General features: G+C 49.4%; 15 protein-coding genes and 1 tRNA gene. 7 read left to right on the forward strand and 9 right to left on the reverse strand.

What is annotated here, in order from left to right; all coding sequences use genetic code 11:
• Nucleotides 1-27 precede the first annotated feature (27 nt).
• The 7 genes from VF575_04850 to VF575_04880 all read right to left on the reverse strand — a co-directional run bounded on the left by VF575_04850 (nt 28) and on the right by VF575_04880 (nt 12,285).
• Complete coding sequence (locus tag VF575_04850) at nt 28-1,365, reverse strand: peptidoglycan DD-metalloendopeptidase family protein (GenBank protein HEX8182900.1); 1,338 nt, start codon at nt 1,363-1,365, stop codon at nt 28-30.
• Nucleotides 1,343-4,156, reverse strand: a complete 2,814-nt coding sequence (locus tag VF575_04855; GenBank protein ID HEX8182901.1) for a hypothetical protein — start codon at nt 4,154-4,156, stop codon at nt 1,343-1,345. Before VF575_04855 ends, VF575_04850 begins: the two co-directional genes overlap by 23 nt.
• A 22-nt stretch (nt 4,157-4,178) precedes the next feature.
• On the reverse strand, nt 4,179-6,107 hold the full coding sequence (locus VF575_04860; protein ID HEX8182902.1) for a DUF87 domain-containing protein: 1,929 nt from the start codon (nt 6,105-6,107) through the stop codon (nt 4,179-4,181).
• 1 nt (nt 6,108) lies between these two features.
• Complete coding sequence (locus VF575_04865; GenBank protein ID HEX8182903.1) at nt 6,109-6,912, reverse strand: hypothetical protein; 804 nt, start codon at nt 6,910-6,912, stop codon at nt 6,109-6,111.
• Between the two features lie 49 nt (nt 6,913-6,961).
• Complete coding sequence (locus tag VF575_04870) at nt 6,962-8,140, reverse strand: PrgI family protein (GenBank protein HEX8182904.1); 1,179 nt, start codon at nt 8,138-8,140, stop codon at nt 6,962-6,964.
• A 73-nt stretch (nt 8,141-8,213) separates the two neighbouring features.
• Nucleotides 8,214-9,305 (reverse strand): hypothetical protein, encoded by a 1,092-nt coding sequence (locus VF575_04875; GenBank protein ID HEX8182905.1) that lies wholly within the window; start codon nt 9,303-9,305, stop codon nt 8,214-8,216.
• 82 nt (nt 9,306-9,387) lie between these two features.
• Nucleotides 9,388-12,285: a hypothetical protein gene (locus VF575_04880; GenBank protein ID HEX8182906.1), complete on the reverse strand. Its 2,898-nt coding sequence runs from the start codon at nt 12,283-12,285 to the stop codon at nt 9,388-9,390.
• 163 nt (nt 12,286-12,448) lie between these two features.
• Here VF575_04880 and VF575_04885 point away from each other — a divergent pair, with 163 nt between their 5' ends.
• From VF575_04885 to VF575_04910, 6 genes are all read left to right on the forward strand, one after another.
• Nucleotides 12,449-12,928 (forward strand): hypothetical protein, encoded by a 480-nt coding sequence (locus tag VF575_04885; protein HEX8182907.1) that lies wholly within the window; start codon nt 12,449-12,451, stop codon nt 12,926-12,928.
• A gap of 5 nt (nt 12,929-12,933) precedes the next feature.
• Nucleotides 12,934-13,314, forward strand: coding sequence for a hypothetical protein (locus tag VF575_04890; GenBank protein HEX8182908.1), 381 nt, complete (start codon nt 12,934-12,936; stop codon nt 13,312-13,314).
• Nucleotides 13,315-13,319: 5 nt separating this feature from the next.
• Nucleotides 13,320-13,703, forward strand: a complete 384-nt coding sequence (locus tag VF575_04895) for a pilin (protein ID HEX8182909.1) — start codon at nt 13,320-13,322, stop codon at nt 13,701-13,703.
• Between the two features lie 2 nt (nt 13,704-13,705).
• Entirely contained in the window at nt 13,706-14,098 is a 393-nt protein-coding gene (locus VF575_04900) for a hypothetical protein (GenBank protein HEX8182910.1), read from the forward strand.
• Nucleotides 14,098-14,490, forward strand: coding sequence for a hypothetical protein (locus tag VF575_04905; protein ID HEX8182911.1), 393 nt, complete (start codon nt 14,098-14,100; stop codon nt 14,488-14,490). The genes VF575_04900 and VF575_04905 overlap by 1 nt, the downstream gene beginning before the upstream one ends.
• Nucleotides 14,491-14,563: 73 nt before the next feature.
• Complete coding sequence (locus tag VF575_04910) at nt 14,564-15,001, forward strand: pilin (protein HEX8182912.1); 438 nt, start codon at nt 14,564-14,566, stop codon at nt 14,999-15,001.
• A gap of 135 nt (nt 15,002-15,136) precedes the next feature.
• Here the strand turns inward: VF575_04910 and VF575_04915 are convergent, their stop codons facing one another.
• Nucleotides 15,137-15,610 (reverse strand): Hsp20/alpha crystallin family protein, encoded by a 474-nt coding sequence (locus VF575_04915; protein HEX8182913.1) that lies wholly within the window; start codon nt 15,608-15,610, stop codon nt 15,137-15,139.
• A 220-nt stretch (nt 15,611-15,830) separates the two neighbouring features.
• Here VF575_04915 and VF575_04920 point away from each other — a divergent pair, with 220 nt between their 5' ends.
• Nucleotides 15,831-16,514: a phosphoribosyltransferase family protein gene (locus tag VF575_04920; GenBank protein ID HEX8182914.1), complete on the forward strand. Its 684-nt coding sequence runs from the start codon at nt 15,831-15,833 to the stop codon at nt 16,512-16,514.
• 54 nt (nt 16,515-16,568) lie between these two features.
• Here VF575_04920 and VF575_04925 read toward each other — a convergent pair.
• Nucleotides 16,569-16,661, reverse strand: a tRNA-Ser gene (locus VF575_04925).
• Between the last annotated feature and the right edge of the window lie 7 nt (nt 16,662-16,668).

Raw genomic sequence — 16,668 nt, forward strand, 5'->3', positions numbered from 1 at the left:
TAATAGTATTCGTTTACGCATAGTTACCTATTCCGGAAGTCCATTAAATAATTTATTCATTAATTCATTTATGCCTGGGTCGCGGCAATCATCTGATCCACCGGGTTGCTTGACACCGTTAATCACACAACCCCTATCTATGTGCAGATGAGGGTCAGATCCATTACCTGTACAGCGGCGCTCTCCCTCGATCGCTATTTGCTGACCTGCCGTGACTGGCTGATTTTCTTTGACACTTACATTCTGGATGTGGCCGTGCCAGTAGTAAAAGCCGTCACTGCCGACGAGCTGAAACGACTGACATCCTGCTTGGCCTTTATATGAATTACGGATATTTGTAAGTTTTCCGGATGTAATAGCATAGATAGGTGTACCCACTGCAGCATCTCCCCCTGGTTGTCTCGAAATATCAAACGCAGCACTCCCGTCGTGATGACACGATGCTCGATTGCATGGTAGCGTGCTCATGCTGGCTAAGCCACCATTTTGGCTTTTTCGCTGCGGACCTACTGGAAACGCATACCCATCAACGCTTGCTCCAGATCCGCAAGCCGATAGGCTGGCGCTAGCCGGTACGCCACTCGGAGACCCTCCAAATAATGTTCCTGTCTTGCTGGCGTCGACGAATTTTGCTGATTCCATCAGATAACCTTTTGCAAAATTAGAAGCTAACAGCCAGTACGTCATAATGACGTAATCAGCGTTCTCGCCGCGCGGGAAGGCATTGAGCTTGACTCCGTCAGGCGCACCGCGGCCGTTGTACTTAGCGGCATAATACAATAAATTTGTATTTTCTCTTTGAAAAACTACCGTGTCGAAATCAGCTTCTGGACTAGTGCCCGTATACCCTTGTGATGCTATCGGAAGTTTCGCTGACCCTAGTTGGTGCTTGAAGGCAGCATGGACCGCGTCTTTAGGATTGTTTGGATCTTTCAGGCCGTCACCATCGCCATCTGTTCCCATGGTTGCCCAAGTCGCAGCAATAAATTGCCACGGCCCTTGTGCGCCGGCAGATGAATCGCTCCACCCTGTTGTCTTGTATTGTGGCCAACCCCGGTTCTCCACCCAGAGTGTCGTGGCTACAAGTCGTGGATCTGCCGTAGGATATGTAGCGGCAACGCTGTTTATGAGGTTCCGCCAAATATCCGGTATGGATGCGGGCAAGTCGGTTGACCCAGTCCCAGCTCCCGCTCCGCAGGTCTGCGTAGCGGCAGGTTCGATATCGTAATATCCGATACCTATGTCATACAGCTGCTTTTGGGCATCACTTAGTGCGAATGTCTGGACTGGAGCTAATAGCAGCAGTATGATCGCTCCAATAAACGATAGTGATTGGATAGTTTTACGGTGTTGATATATGTACATGATTGCATGAATCCGGGAATAATCTTACCTTATTAATCGGGTTTATGGCATCGCCAGGGCAATCGCTCGGCTTCGGTACTCCCATTCCTGAACCGTCGGGTAGTATGCCAGTTATCTCCTGCATAAACGCTCTGTCTTGTTGTCCGGCAGTTGCTCGTCGGCCATCGATAGTATTGATATCAAGCGCCTGCCCGGAATAATGATCTGAGCCATCTGAATGGCAGCCATTGGTGATATAGCCAAGTCCGAGGGTGTGCTTCTCGAGAATAGCTAGTATTGTCTGTAATAAAACGGGACTTAGCGGAGTGGTCATTTTACTCGCATTCGTACAACGGGGCTCTATAGAAGCTTCCTTACCGTCTACAGTATCCTGGAGGCCTTGTTTGGCAAGAGGTTGAGTAAATGAAACGCGTGTGCCTTCGAGCGCTAGTATTTGGGCGGCAAGTGACGCGGCACTGCCGGTTGGTGTTGTTGTCGCTCCAGGAGCTGGAGCTTGTTGTGCACTGCCGTTCAGTTCAGCACAAGCATCATCCTCGCCTTCGTAACAAGCCAACCCTAGTCCGGTGATCATGTCAGCGTGGTAAAACCTGTAATGGATCAGCTCAGTATTGTTCGGATCCTTACACTTGTCAGGAATTTTGGTAAAGTCCCCTGACTGCCCGTACACTAGCTTACCCTCACGGGTTATTTGCATACCAAAGCAGGCATCACCGTATTCGAGATTCATGCGTTCCAGCCGATCACCCTCAAGCATATAGGTTTCATTTGCATAGGGATCTTCATTAGCAGGGTCATTCTCCTCGTCCGGGCTGTAGCCATACAGAGGGAAGCCATAATCGTAGGTCGGTGCGGCAGCCGTGACCTTTGATCCTCCGAGTAGTGTTAGTGCCATACTACTAAAGGTTGATGGTAAACGTGTCAGGCTGGCAATCGCCTCAGATGGAGATTTAGGGGTTTTCATATACAGGGCCGCTGCCACCGAATCACTATTGCGTACATTAAAATACTTTTCGTAGCTGTTAGCCCGTGCCAATGTTTCGGCTTTTTCAATTCGCGCGATTTGCTTAACTTCTGCAGTCTCTGCAGAAGTCAGCTCACGACCTCCCATGGCAATAAATTTGTCGTTAGCGGCCATTCGTGCACCGATGTTTGCCTGCCCGCCCCTTTCAGCTCCACGTGCAAGTAGATCCAACCCTCCGGTTGCAAAAAAGTCCCGAGCCATTGCGATCAATTGCTCCTGCGAGGTGTTGAATGGCTTTAGCGCTAAATCAACTCCTTTAGATGCAAACTCTGAAGCCTGTTTGATCAACGGAGCATCACTTGCCGCATCAAGCACGACGCACACATCGGCCCTACCGACTGGTGTATCAAAGCCAGTCGGTACCTGGTTAGCTACCTGGAATATAAGCGGCAGTTCCTTGGAGCCTGGCTTAGCATCCTTAAGATAGTCAGTGCCTGTTGGAGATTGTCCTAACTCTTGCTGAATTCCAGGGTCGTCATAAAAAGTCGTCTGGGTAACGGGGTCAAAGAATTTCTCGCTTTCTACACCGAGTTGCTCGGCATTGAAATCGTCACCAGTTGGGACTTGTGATCCCATTGTAATCACATCCATCCCAATTCGTTTATACTGTTGCTGATTCTCTAGGTTTTTGTCTTCAATTGAATCGCTAAAAGCTTGTACGCCACATACAACGCCAGCTACAACGGTCGGACCGAACGCTCTTTCTAGAAAAGATATAAGTTTATCAGAGATGGCTTTGATTTTAATTCGGAGCGGGCTTTCCACGCCGCCAGGACCATTTCCTAGTTCGGCAGCTCTTGCCTGCCGCTGTGTCTCCCGATACTTGGCGTAGGTGTCGGCTTGAGAGCGGACGGCGTTTTTGAGGGGGTGAAAATTAACTCCAGCCCGCTTATTCAATAGCCTAGCTCCTATGAACGAAGATATTTTATTCAGTCCAACACTTTCTGTCGCTGTGCGAGTTACTGCTCTTCTTTGTCTAAATTTCGAGTCACTTAGGTCAGCTCCTCTGATGTCAATCGGATTGCCATCGATATCAACCCCCTTTATTGAGCCAGACAGCGGCACCCCTTGCCGCTCCATGTCGTCTACAAATCGGGCAGATTTTGCGTCGTCGATGATGCCGTACCCAATTATTCGTTGAGTTCCCGGTTGGTATATAGATTTGAGGCCAGATTCGTTGTTTAAACGTGCTTCCCATGGGTCGGCGAATTTGTTGGCAATCACACCAAGCCGGCCCTTGGCGGTACGACCTGCCGCCACGTACAAAAGAAACCGGCTCGATCGATAATCTCCAAAGTCATCACCGATACCAAAATGAAATCCCTGGAGGATTTGAGCGGCATGTATAAACTGCAGAGGACCTTGCAGTATCGTAAACGCACCGAACAGTAATCCTATAATTGTGCCGATAATACCACCGCCGACTAAACCTTTTTTCCGATTAGCCAGTACCCTGTTCGCTAAATTTTTACCAACGCCAGCAATACCGCCTTTAAAAAATGAACCAGCCAGGTCTGTTGCTCCTCCTGTAGACAGTAGCTTGTCCTGTGGTGGCCCACCCGACTCAGCATTTTGGAGTTCGTTTTTATCAGATATTTTATCATCCGACGATCCAGCTGGATTATACAGACCTTCACGCTCGCCAATGTCTTTAAACCTATCGTTATAGGCCGACTGCTCCATGCCACGTTCGTCGTTACGGCTAATTCCGGTGATTTTGTTCAAATCATCGGTAGTCGTCCGTTCCTTCTGGTCGTCGTATATCGCCATTGCTCTTAGTCCTTATGCTCTATCATACACCGGGGGTCAGCCGATTGGAAAGGTCAATCGTGCCTGCTAGCGGCGCTGCTGTGCCATCCTGTTGTGAAGATATTTGTTGTACCTGCTGCGGGTTGGTGGTTATTAGTCCAGTTTCTGTCGGGCTGGCAACTACCTGTATGTGGACATGGTTTTGTCCGGCAAAGAACAGCCCCTGGCCTACCGGGAACTGCGCCAAACGCTTCTTTTCTTCGGTCGTCAGTTTGAACACATCCGACAGTACATCGACAGCCGTCGGTGATTGCTTCAGCAGGAACTGCATCGAAGCGTTGGCGACGATCGCCCGGCCCATCCGGCTGCCCATAAAATCTTCAACATCCTGGGTAATGGTGGTGATACCGAGGTTGTATTTGCGGGCACGCTTGGCGAGGCTGAATAGGAAGTTGGCAGAATCTTCATATTTCATCAGTTGCCAGGCCTCGTCGACAATCAGCAGGCGCTTTTTCTGGTCAGATTTCGTCTTGTTCCAAATGTAGTTCAGGACGATGTACATGGCGACTGGCCGCAGCTCGTCTTCCAGATCGCGGATATTGAACACAACTAATGGATTGTTAATATTGATATTCGATTGCTGGGAAAAGATGCCGGCGAAGGTGCCGCTGGTGTATTTGCGCAGGCGCTGCGCCAGCTGGGGGCCGCTGCCACCCATGTGCAGTAGCGTCTCGTATAGATCGATAATGGTTGGCGGCAAGCCGCCGTGTGTCAGCGGATCGTTAGTAATGCCTGCCTTGGCGTAGGTTTCGATCAGAGCGGCATCTAAGTCGGACTCTTCAACTGGGCTGAGCGCTGGCATGAGTGTCGCATTACCGCCCATCATTTGCGCCTGGGCGCCGCCCATCATCAGCCGCAGCAAGCCGTGCAGTGTAATAAGGTTTGATCGCAGGGCGTTGTCTGCCTCATCAATTTCGACAACTTGTGGCAGGTCAAACGGATTGATACGAGTCGTTGAGCCAAGACTGAGGCGGACATAGGCGCCGCCGACGGCCTCGGCCATCCGCTCGTATTCGTTCTCCGGATCGATAATAAATATTTCAGTTCCGAACATCAGGCTGCGCAGGGCTTCAAGCTTAACGGTAAACGATTTACCGGCTCCCGACTTGGCAAATACGACTGAGTTGCCGTTTTCCAGCGAAAATCGATCAAAGATCACTAGCCCGGAGTTGTGCATGTTAATGCCGTACAATATGCCGTTATCCATCGACAGGTCTGCGGACGTGAACGGAAAGCTGGTGCTCAATGCGCCGGTACTGATGTTGCGCCGGATCTGTAATTGATCGGTGAACTGCGGTACGGTGCTGTTGAGCCCCTGTTCCTGCTGCGACGTCGCCGCTTTGGAGTAGACCAGCTGCTGTCCGAGTAGTGATTCAACTTTGTGGGATATAAACTCCAGTTCGTCTGTCGAACCGCCATATACCGTAAAGTACAGCCCAAAGCGGAAAAAACGCTCTTCGCCGACCTGCAGCCGATCGCGCATTTCCTCGGCGTCCATAATGGCGGCTTGCTTTTGCGGATCGCGGACGCGGCCCTTTTCGCTGTCGATTTGTATGCCGGCTTCCAGCTGCGTCACCTTTTTGCGCAGATTCTCCAGCACAACCTGACTTTCTACCGGATAGATGTACATAGACAAATCCATCACCTCGTCCAAGTTGACCATGCTGCTCATCCAGCCGGTAAAGAGCTGGCGCGGATAGCCGTAGACGTAGAAGGTCCGGGCATAGCGTGTACCGAGGTGGAACAAGCCGCTTTCGTACTCAATTGAGCTGGGCGCGATAAAGTCGCGCAGTGCCGTAATACCCTTCTGAAAAGCCTGGCTAACTTCTTGTTGTTCGCGGGCACGCTGTTCGTTGGCGATGGCCACAGGATCCATTTGAGCACTTTGGTTCTTACGCTTGAATATTGCCATACTACTCTAACTCCCGTTGCAGGTGCGGCTGAACTGCCCTGCCCTCGCCTTTAGTAATAATATCGGCGTCCATATTTTCATAATTTTTGAGTTGCTGCCGTGTCGCCGTGTCGGGATTGTAGGTGTCGTAGTAGAGTTCAATAAGTTCTTGGGTATCAAGCGGCAACCCTTGAACGCTGCACTGCCTCAGGCCACTCAACGCTGACTGAACGCGGTTCCGTAACTCGGCTTTGGCTTTTTCGAGGTCAGCTTCGTTGATAGTGACGTGCTGTTCCTTGTGGTTGAACAGGGCCGCCACACCGCTGAAGAAGTTTTTGCTCTGTGTCAGCGGCTTCACCTCTTCCTGGTTCGGGAAATAAGGAACAACGATGTAAAACCGCTTGTCCATAATGTTGGTCTGTTGGCTGAGCGCGTCGATGTAGCCAATGTAGTCGTCCATCAGTAGTGCCAGCAGCATATTGTCATGTTCAGTCCGTATTTTGTCGAGCTTTTCTATATAGGGCTGCAAGTCGACCTTTTGAGATCGGATAAATATCTGCACCGGGAAATACAGCGAATTGAGGAAGCTCTGGTAGCTGTATTCGATAGCCTCTTGTTCCTGCTGGCTCATCAGATCAAAGTTAATGCTCTTCAGCATAATAACCGACCGGAAGCTTCCGTCGTTCATGATCACAATCCCGTCACGAATTTCCGCTATCTGCAACGTATTTTGGGTACTATTCGGGTTTGTAGCGGGTTGCCCGGCATTTGCTGTTGGACCGCCGGGCTGAGTATTTTGACCGTATTGAGGTGCCTGAGGGTTCATGTGAATGTCTACTATCCCACCGTAGCTCTATCTTAGTAACTTCCCAAACTCACTTTGTCTCGTGGAGCGAAACGACAACTTCGCCATTCAGGCCGATGCTGCGTGCCTGGGCCTCCCGAGCTATAGTTGCGACGTTCAGGTCGTTATTGTTTGCTAGATCAAGTATAACAGGACTCGGTATGGCTGTCACTGGCGGTTGTGATGTTTGCTGCGAACTGCCAAGCGGGGTTGCCTGGACGCCAGGACTACGCATATGCGCGTAGTTCGATATGATTGCTGGCTGCGTCACCAGAGGCTGGGCGGGCGCCATCGGCATTTGCTGTGGCTGTACAATGCTCTGCGGATAATAGACAGGCGATGGCAGCGTCAGATCATACGGATACGGCGTATTTGGCGCGAGACCCGGCAGGCTGGCGAGCGGCGCTGGATTTGGCACGACAGCGTGTTCAATCGGCGCGACATTATGCATGTGCCAGTATTCCGGCTGCGTCGCTACCTGCTGCAACCCCGATGTCTGCTGACTCGCCGTCGCTGGCTGCTGCGTCGGCACTATCTGTCCTGTTGGCTGCTGCGCCGCCATCTGCTGCACGATCTGTTGCCGGTGCTGATTGGCCGCCTGAGCCATCATGGTGTCGAACTTCTGAGCCACCGGATTGTTCTGTGTATCAAATATGTCAGATGTAGCCGTCGTATCATAATTCGGGACATCTTGCGGCAAGCTCGAAGGAGCTATCAGCCGATCAGAGCTACTCGCTTGCTGTCCACTGCCAACCAGTGAATGCATAAAGTACGCTGGATCAACATTTTTGACTGCCCAGCCGCGGCTGTCAATAGTGTCTGCAAGGGCTTTGAGCCGGCTGGTAACTTCAGTCGGTGTCAAGTTGCTGATGTGCGCCTGCTTGACAGCCTTCGGGACTGTAATCGTCACCAATTCTTTCGCACCCGACTGATTCCAAATCCGCTTGCGCGGCTTGAAATAAAATCGTATCTTCGCCAGTGCCCACACCTCTGTCGTTTGCTGCTTGCTCCACGGAAACGCAAAAAACGCTCCAAAAGCCACGAACGGCAGCAGAAAAATTGCCATGAATGCAGCCCCTTTTGCTACCGATATGAACGTCAGATACGCTGCTATTACAGCTATAGCTGCATAGATACACTGCCGCAGCGTCAACGGTCCGATGAGCGTATCTTCAGCTTCAATATCTTGGAGTACTTTGTAGGTGGCCATGCTTAGTTAAGTATAGCAAGGCTTGGCCGGAAAAAATACGCATCGTACCTATCGGTCTCAGGTCACAACATCGTTATCGAGTTCTACTAAATTCCCTAAGAGCATGCTTCAGCATAACAATTACTTCGTCCGGGGCATCATCATTCGTATAGTCGCTGATTAGTTTGTTTCGAACTGCTTGCGTTAATTGCTTAAATTCGTCACTTGGCACGACTGGTATAGATCGTGCTTCACGTATAGCTTTTGCCTGGCTGCGAATTTCTTGAGCAATATCTTCACTCAATTTTTCCAGCTTGGCATCTTCAAATAGTGATACATAAGCAGGGTCAACTTGGGCGCGTATGTTGGCGAGATTTTGTTCGGCTTGTGCCTGTTTGTCTATAGTTGAACCCTCGACTCTATCAAGCGGAGCAGGCTGTACGCGGGTACCTACTATTCTTCTACCTGTTATGTCCATGCCTCTTGCTAACATGGCTGCTTCCTGTTGACGCATCGCATCTCGTTGAGCGCGCGTTGACATAGTTTCAATAGGCTGTTTAGCCTGCTCCAGTTGCGCTGCACTGTAGGGATTTACCCGCAACTTCGTTAAACGCTCAGCGTTCCAATGATTGTCATCTGCGAATGGATCCGGCTCAGGCGTTTCGACTTGTTTTCTGGCTAGAAGTGATCCAAGTTTCTTGACATAACCTAAATAATGAGCGCTGTTTCGTCCTGCCTCATCTTTTCGTTCAGTAATAAAGCGTTTAGTACGACTTTCACTAAGTGCTGAGCCGTAGCCAGTGAGTGATGGAGGGCTTTGTTTCCGAGTTGTTCTGACTACGTATGTATCTTCGGTTTCACCCACTGTTTGTTTCGAGATTATTCCTTTGTCCTGAAGTGTTTCAAATGTCGCCACTAGTTCTGGAACAGTAAGTGAGCTACCATCATCATGGTCTATGCTATGGGGTGTAGAGTTTCCGTAAGCTTCTTTCGGGGCCTGTCCGGTCAACAGTTTTTCGTACCCTTCCGGTGTAATAGCAGTAGTATGATGATTTTGTACAGTAAGCTGAATTGCGTCCCATTCTGAAATACTCATAGGAACATCGGTTAGTTGGTCGGTAGTCAAAAATCCACGAGGAAATTCAGCACGAGGCTCGGTGGGTGGGGTTGATCGAGGTGATTCCATGATTTAATCCTAGCATAATAATGTACTATTGTCAATAATCGTAAGTAGTATAATCTAGATGAAGCCAATCGATGAGAGTAGTCTAATGGTCTTGATCGCGATTTTGTCGATCTCGAGCGACTGCTAATGGATCTACGCCCTGGCGGTTGCGCTGTAGGCTTTCTTCCTGATACGGTCTTTGACCGTATAAGGTCTGTTCGTGTGCGTCTGCAACGGCACCTCCAAACGTAGCTGTACCTGGTCGTCTATTTTCAACAACTCGTCCATTCTGTACACCCAGTCCTTGACGGGTACCGTAAATAGCTTCGGTGTTAACCTCTGGCCCATAAGCTGTGTTGCTTTCCATATTTTCCATTTTAGCCCGTATTTGACCTAAGGTTACTTCGGATTGGTATCGCTGAGTTGTAGGTACGGAGGTAGGATCGGCAGCTGCTTGCTCAAGTACGGACGCGTGCCGTGCTTGAGCCCCGTTCATGCGACCCATCATGTTACGGATTGATGAAGGTTTGTTACGTGCTAATGACATACCATCTGTACCGCGAGCAGCTTCAACGGCCATATCTTCAAATCGTTCACGATATTGAATACCGATTTGATTCGAAGATGCACGAGCGTTACCGCTATCAATGATATCGCTTAACAAAGCCGAACCCATCCCATAAGATGTTTTAAGATCATTACGCCCTGCTCGCTCTGATGTTCCGCGCATTTCTCCCCACATTGAATCAGCGAGTACTTTATTGCCACCGGAAACCCTGGCAATTGTTGAATACATCTGTGTATCGTCATCATAGCCAGTTCCTGTTGCTGCTAACTGCTTGGCTGCATATACTTGACGCGCCTTGCCGAATCCGCCACTTGCTTTTACGCCTGCAATTGACTGCTCTACATCCTCGCTATTCATGCCATAATCTCGCGCCATTCGGTTTCGTGCTTCAAATGCTGAGCCATAAGTCATCGCCCGCAAGGAATCGTCCTTGAACATAATGCCTTGTGCTTTCTCCGATTTGGCAAATGCTCCGGCAGAAACCGCCATTTTTTGGTCGTAGGCTTCTCTACCTCTTCGGCCAAATCCAAGGTTACGAGTTGACCCCCTTGCAGTAAGCGTATTCATTGTCTTATTGTTGTATAACTCTCCGGAACTGGCCTTCTGTTTGCGCGTAGCCATTGTGTTGCCACGGTACTTCCTGAGCCGGTCAAATCCGCCGCGGCTGCGGTCGTTGAAGCTGCCGCCGATAGTACGCATTAGACCGCCGGCAAACTTGAATGTCAGCGGAATGAGGAAGTACGGCATGATGTAGGCTGCAAAGGCCATAAGTTGGCTAATGGCATCTGCCTTGCCTATGTCGCTGCCCACCGCGACCACTGCAAAAACCTTTCCAACTGCCAGGAACGCAACGATGATCGGGAACATCATTAGGGCTTTGGTGAATGATTCATACCAGAGCTTGTAGACGCTCTGTGTATTTGGCAGGATGGAACAGGCGATAGCGATCGGTGCAAATAGTATCAGTACAATTATGATGAGCTGTCGAACGATGAGTACGAGAAATGCGATAGCCACTGCCATAGCTGCAGTTACGACGAAGCTGAGCAGTCCGACGATGCCGAGAGCAGCGATAGCACCGCCACCAATGATGTTCATGATGAGTTGTCCGGCGACATCGAGCTGAATACTATTATCTAGATTTTTGAACGGTAAATAAATAATCTGCCGTATCCCTACCCCCAAGTCATTGGTTAGTATGACGAAGAATTTCATAATTTCCCACGACAACGCGATGCCAACGATGGCAAAAATTAACCGAGGCAGTATCTTCTTGATTGTGTATGCGTCAAGCACTTCAAACCCGAGGGCCTGCGCAATAACCATGGCAAGGGCGGCAATGACAAGTATGGCCAGTGCAATACCGCGGAAGGTCTGCCAGGCGCCGTAGTAGCCTTTCCCGTCTTCGGTAGAAAATATTTTTTCCTGGTCAACTGATAGCAAGCTAACAATACCTTCATCGAGCGTTACGATGACAGCGTTCATGCCCTGGATAGTCGGACATAAAAGCCAGGTCAAAGGATTGCGCTTTTTAAAGTCACAGTCGAGACTAGGATCTGCCGCTCCTGCTGCGCCCGAGGTACTATCGGTTTTCTCGGCCGAGCTGCCTGGGTTGGCTGCTACGTAAGCTTTAAATTCATTCGCATACTTTGCATCACCGAGTCTTTTAGCGATAGATTGACACTCTAATTTGGCATCATTGCCACTGTCGACACCGAAACCGACGACGGGTGCATCCGTCTTGTCTGCAGTGTAGCCATATGTTGTGAGGCTTACCGTGTCAGTTTTGATGTCATAGACGTGTATAGGAAATTTATTTGCCGGCTGGTCATTGACGTTAGCAGGTAGTAGCGATGCGTTACATCCTTTGTCGGCCACGACATTTTTGTACATTATATAGTACATGGTCTGGTCGGGAGCGATGTTTGGAATATTGCCTTGGAATAGCTTGGAGCCGATCAAATTCAGCATGGTAGTTTGAGCGGTACCGTCATTCTTTGGAAAGTATGAACCGGCTACTTTATTGAATATCAGGTCAGCGGGCTGAGTATAGTCTCCTGTGTACCCTGCTAGATTTAATAAATTTGAGAACCAATTATTTTCATTATTACAACCAAGCCTACCGTCGCCAGCGTCTATGTGGAGACCCACGCGGGCTTTGTCACCTGCAAGCCATTTGCCTGATTTGATATCGGCCTCACTGACGCCTTCTTTCAGGTAACATTCCCCTGACTTGAGTGCGGAATATGTCGACCAGACTGTTGCTTGCTCGGCGACCGTCATAGTATAGAAGGTACCGGTTGCAGTGCCAGGGTCTGCTGCGATGGCAGCATAAGCTGTAGAGCTAGTCTGGGGTAATATGCTGCTGAGCGCGGTAAAGCTGACGAGCGCTACCGCGATAAGATAATTGAATCGTTTGAATGCTTTTTTCATGATTTGCCGTTTAATGCTGGCGGACCCACACCAAAGTTGTCTGATACTTACATACTATATCATAGACCTGGCAGGTAAACACAAAAACTTACAGAGGGTTGTATATCTGTAATAAGCAGGATATATTAGCAATAAAGCAGCCATGAAGATAAAATTATCATATATGAAAAAAATTATAACTTTAACGTTATTAGTGCTCGGCATCATCAGCATTAGCGTGTATGCCGCGCCTTCGCTGACTGTATATGCCGAAACCCTCGGCGAAAGAGCGCAGTGCCAGGGCGATCGCACAAGTTGTGTCTGCCCAACTACTGGCGCGCGGCCAGCCGGCTGTACCGATCCTGCGACGACGGATGAGCCGATTATTGATTGCAATGATGACGGTAAATTCGACAAGAACTGTAACCTTTTTACCAAATATGTTAACCCGCTCATCATCCTTCTATCCTCGATGGTCGGTGTGGCTGTCGTCTTCGGCATCATCTACGGCGGTATTCAGTATTCTGCTTCGGCCGGAGATCCGCAGAAGGCCGCCAAAGCCAAAAACCATATTCGTAATTCCATTGTTGCCCTGCTATTCTTCTTCTTTTTGTATATGCTATTGAAGTTCTTGATACCTGGAGGTAGCCTGATAACGGGTTAATGATTATGCTGACACAATTTTTATCACGATTTGCGGTTTCGGAAGAGTGTGCCGCTATAGAACCATCATTTTTTGGTCTAAAGCCGTGGTACCACTATCTCGATACTGATGCAAAATGCAATGTTATTGATTTCAATTTCCTGGACATCAACGGCCGCAGCGATATTGCGCTGATCGCACTTGCTATCGTCGATGACCTGCTTCGTATCGCGGGGATCATAGCTATCGGCTACATCATATACGGCGGTATACTATACGTGACTAGCCAGGGTTCCCCCGACCAGACACAAAAGGCCCAAAATACGATACAAAATGCTTTGATCGGGCTCGTCATCGCCGTACTCGCCATCTCGGCAGTTGCATTCTTCGGCAGTAGAATAGGATAATGTATATGATGAAAAGATTTTCCGCACTACTCCTGACAGCTCTAGTCGCAGTTTCGCTTGCCGGCGGCGTCGGCACCGCGTCTGCTTTTGCTCCACTCACCGGTGTCAACACACTGGCAGCTACTGGATACGAAGTTGATATTTCACCATTACCGAAGGCTGATGCCGACGAAACTAGTGTCCGGGCCATATTCGCTGTTGTATTTGGCATCATCGGCGCGTTGTCGCTACTCATGCTTACAATCGGTGGATTCCGCTACATTACATCGGAAGGTGATCCGCAGGCCGCCGCCAAAGCCAAAGGGACAATCATTTACGCACTCGTCGGACTGGTTATATCAATCGCTGCGGTCAGTATCGTCAGCTTTGTCTTATTGAGGGTTACTTGATCATGTACAAACTTACTATCATACGATTTGTCATGTCACTGGCCTTTATTGCTGCCATGCTGTTCCCTGTCTTGCCGGCCCATGCGGCGACAAACCCATTCGGTAGCTTAGAATGTGCGAAAGCCAGAGAATCTCCGGTTTGCAAATCCACAGGTGGCAACCCCATATCCGGTGAAAACGGGATTATACGTAATGCGACCAGGCTCATTGCCACTCTCGCGGCCGCAGTAGCGATCATCATCATCATCTTGGCCGGTATCCGCTACATTACCTCAGACGGCGACGCTGAGGCCGTAGCAAAAGCCAAACGGACGATTATTTTGGCTGCTGTCGGTCTAGTCATTATCGCTCTTGGCCAAGCACTTATTAATTTCGTATTAAACAGGGTTATATAATGAAAAAATATATTGTTGGTTTACTAATGGCGATAACGATGATTAGTGGTGGCATAGGTTTCACCGGTCAGGCGCTGGCAGCCCCTGCACCGACAAGTTCGGCAAGGGCTGAAGTGTGTGCTGGTGTCAACGGCCAAGTCACGGGAGGGTGTAGTACGACGAGCGGAGCGAGTATTTCTAAGATATTAAAAGGCCTTATCAACCTCCTCAGCGTCATTGCTGGTATAGCGGCGGTGATTATGATCATCATCTCAGGACTCAAGTATATTACTTCTTCTGGCGAGGCGCAGGCTGTGTCGAGCGCTAAACGCACGCTAATCTATGCCGTTGTCGGCCTCGTTGTGGTAGCCGTGTCACAATTCATCGTCCATTTCGTTCTTACGACCGTATAGTAGTTATGCTTGCATTATCGGTGTTAGATGTGATATAAATAAGTTGAAATTGAAACAATAAGGAAAGGTAATTATGATTACTAAACTAAAAAAATTAACATTGATTGTAGCAGCTGCACTTGCTCTGAGTGTACCTGCGCTCGTTTCGTCGACAGGCTATGCAGCAGATCCGGTACCGGCGGTAGATGTTCAAAGTGGACTTAATTGTGGTGCCGACTTCAACCTCAACGCCACAACAGGTTGTGCTGACCCAACGACTGCTTCTGGTAATGGACTTACTAACCTTGTCCGTAGGATCGTAAATATTTTCTCGGTCATTGTCGGCGTTATTGCTGTCATTATGATCATTATCGGTGGTCTGAAGTACATTACCTCCGGTGGCGAATCAAGTAACGTGTCGGGTGCGAAGAATACGATTATTTATGCAATCGTCGGTCTTATAGTTGTCGCATTAGCTCAATTCATTGTTCGTTTTGTACTTACCAATACAACCGGCCTTACGACAGGATAGTTTGGTAATGTTACTGTCTGAAAAGCTCGCTTCGGCGAGCTTTTTTTATTAGTGTATTTTAGTTAATACGTATGTTACACAAAAATAACCCCTAGGTGTTAATGTCTAGGGGTTATTTAAATTATGAAATTCAGTCTACAGAATCTGAATCTTCTTCACGGTATCCTGCTTGACCTTGCCAAAGCTGATGGTCAGGACGCCGTCTTTCAGGACAGCTTCGATCTCCTCTTCTTTAACTGGCACTGGCAGTGCGATGCTGCGTGAGAATTCACCCCAGTAACATTCCTGCAGGAAGTAATTTTCGACGTCATCTTCGTTGCCGGCAGATAGGGTGCCACGGATAGTCAGTGTATTGTCGGAGATGCTGACATCAAGGTCGTGCTTGTTGACACCAGCAGTGCGAGCTTTGACAACCAGCTTTTCTTTGGTTTCGTAGACATCGACAGCCAATTGGCCAGGGACGCTTTCTTCTTCGTCCCATTCGTCGGCTGCAGGAGCTGCCGGTCCGGCAGGACTTGGTGATGAACCGAGATCATCGTCACCGAGGAATGCTGCAGTCAGTTCATCCTCTTCCATCAACAAATCGTCGTCGCGAGATCGTCGAGCCATAATAATATTATCCTCCAATAAGTAGTGTTATAAACGTTAGATAAGAGATGCGGCCGCCGTGTGGTGCCCTGCTCCATGCTTTGATATTCCAGACAGACATATTGCATGTAGAATACTGTCATTCTGGATGTGCTTGCATTTTTGTGTTATTAAAAGTATATCTAGTATCGTAACTCCTTGCAACTAACTCTAGCAGTATTTACAACGCATTAATCACAACATGAAGCTTTTTGACGATCTGATTTCCTTGCTCGCTCCCTACGACTGCATCGGCTGTAACGCCGAGGGCCGCCTGATTTGCACGAATTGCCGTAGTGGGCTGCAGTCGGCGATTAAGCGTTGCTATCGCTGTCACGCCAGTGGCCGGAACTTCGCAACCTGCCCGGCATGCTGCCCAGCGTCGCCACTGAGCTCGGTGATGGCCGCCACGCGTTATGACGACATTGCCAAAGACGTTATCTGGCGATTAAAATTTGGTCGGACGCGCGGCGCGGCAAGCGAAATCGCCGATATAATGGTGCAGCAATTACGTCTGCAGCGAGTGCTATCTACGGTACCTGATCTTATCGTTACGCATGCGCCAACGGCGACGTCACGTGTCCGGCAGCGTGGCTACGATCAGGCTAGCTTAATTGCCCGTTCCCTGGCATCTGGTAGTCATGTTCGGTATGCCCCGCTACTGGCCCGTATGGGGCACCAGAAGCAGATTGGCGCTGACAAAGCCCAACGGGCAGCTCAGCTGATGCATGCCTTTCGCGTCATCAATCACAGCCGTGTCCGCGGCGCGCATATTACCTTGGTTGATGACGTTGTCACGACCGGAGCGACACTCGAAGCCGCCGCGCAGACATTACTTGATGCTGGTGCCAGACGGGTTGATGCGATTGCCTTCGCTCAGGCTTAGTTATGTGTACAAAATAAAAAGACTTGCAAAACGAATTTCGCAGGTCTTTTTATTTGGCGGAGAGAGAGGGATTCGAACCCTCGCAGGGACTCTCGCCCCTCTAACGATTTAGCAAACCGTCCCCTTCAGCCACTTGGGTACCTCTCCATGGGAC

It is taken from the genome of Candidatus Saccharimonadales bacterium (assembly GCA_036388415.1).
GTDB lineage: Bacteria > Patescibacteriota > Saccharimonadia > Saccharimonadales > UBA4665 > UBA4665.

Bases quoted from the DNA above. Each gene is read 5' to 3' on its own strand.
- VF575_04850 (HEX8182900.1), bottom strand. From the start codon at position 1,365: ATGTACATATATCAACACCGTAAAACTATCCAATCACTATCGTTTATT.
- VF575_04855 (HEX8182901.1), bottom strand. From the start codon at position 4,156: ATGGCGATATACGACGACCAGAAGGAACGGACGACTACCGATGATTTG.
- VF575_04860 (HEX8182902.1), bottom strand. From the start codon at position 6,107: ATGGCAATATTCAAGCGTAAGAACCAAAGTGCTCAAATGGATCCTGTG.
- VF575_04865 (HEX8182903.1), bottom strand. From the start codon at position 6,912: ATGAACCCTCAGGCACCTCAATACGGTCAAAATACTCAGCCCGGCGGT.
- VF575_04870 (HEX8182904.1), bottom strand. From the start codon at position 8,140: ATGGCCACCTACAAAGTACTCCAAGATATTGAAGCTGAAGATACGCTC.
- VF575_04875 (HEX8182905.1), bottom strand. From the start codon at position 9,305: ATGGAATCACCTCGATCAACCCCACCCACCGAGCCTCGTGCTGAATTT.
- VF575_04880 (HEX8182906.1), bottom strand. From the start codon at position 12,285: ATGAAAAAAGCATTCAAACGATTCAATTATCTTATCGCGGTAGCGCTC.
- VF575_04885 (HEX8182907.1), top strand. From the start codon at position 12,449: ATGAAAAAAATTATAACTTTAACGTTATTAGTGCTCGGCATCATCAGC.
- VF575_04890 (HEX8182908.1), top strand. From the start codon at position 12,934: ATGCTGACACAATTTTTATCACGATTTGCGGTTTCGGAAGAGTGTGCC.
- VF575_04895 (HEX8182909.1), top strand. From the start codon at position 13,320: ATGATGAAAAGATTTTCCGCACTACTCCTGACAGCTCTAGTCGCAGTT.
- VF575_04900 (HEX8182910.1), top strand. From the start codon at position 13,706: ATGTACAAACTTACTATCATACGATTTGTCATGTCACTGGCCTTTATT.
- VF575_04905 (HEX8182911.1), top strand. From the start codon at position 14,098: ATGAAAAAATATATTGTTGGTTTACTAATGGCGATAACGATGATTAGT.
- VF575_04910 (HEX8182912.1), top strand. From the start codon at position 14,564: ATGATTACTAAACTAAAAAAATTAACATTGATTGTAGCAGCTGCACTT.
- VF575_04915 (HEX8182913.1), bottom strand. From the start codon at position 15,610: ATGGCTCGACGATCTCGCGACGACGATTTGTTGATGGAAGAGGATGAA.
- VF575_04920 (HEX8182914.1), top strand. From the start codon at position 15,831: ATGAAGCTTTTTGACGATCTGATTTCCTTGCTCGCTCCCTACGACTGC.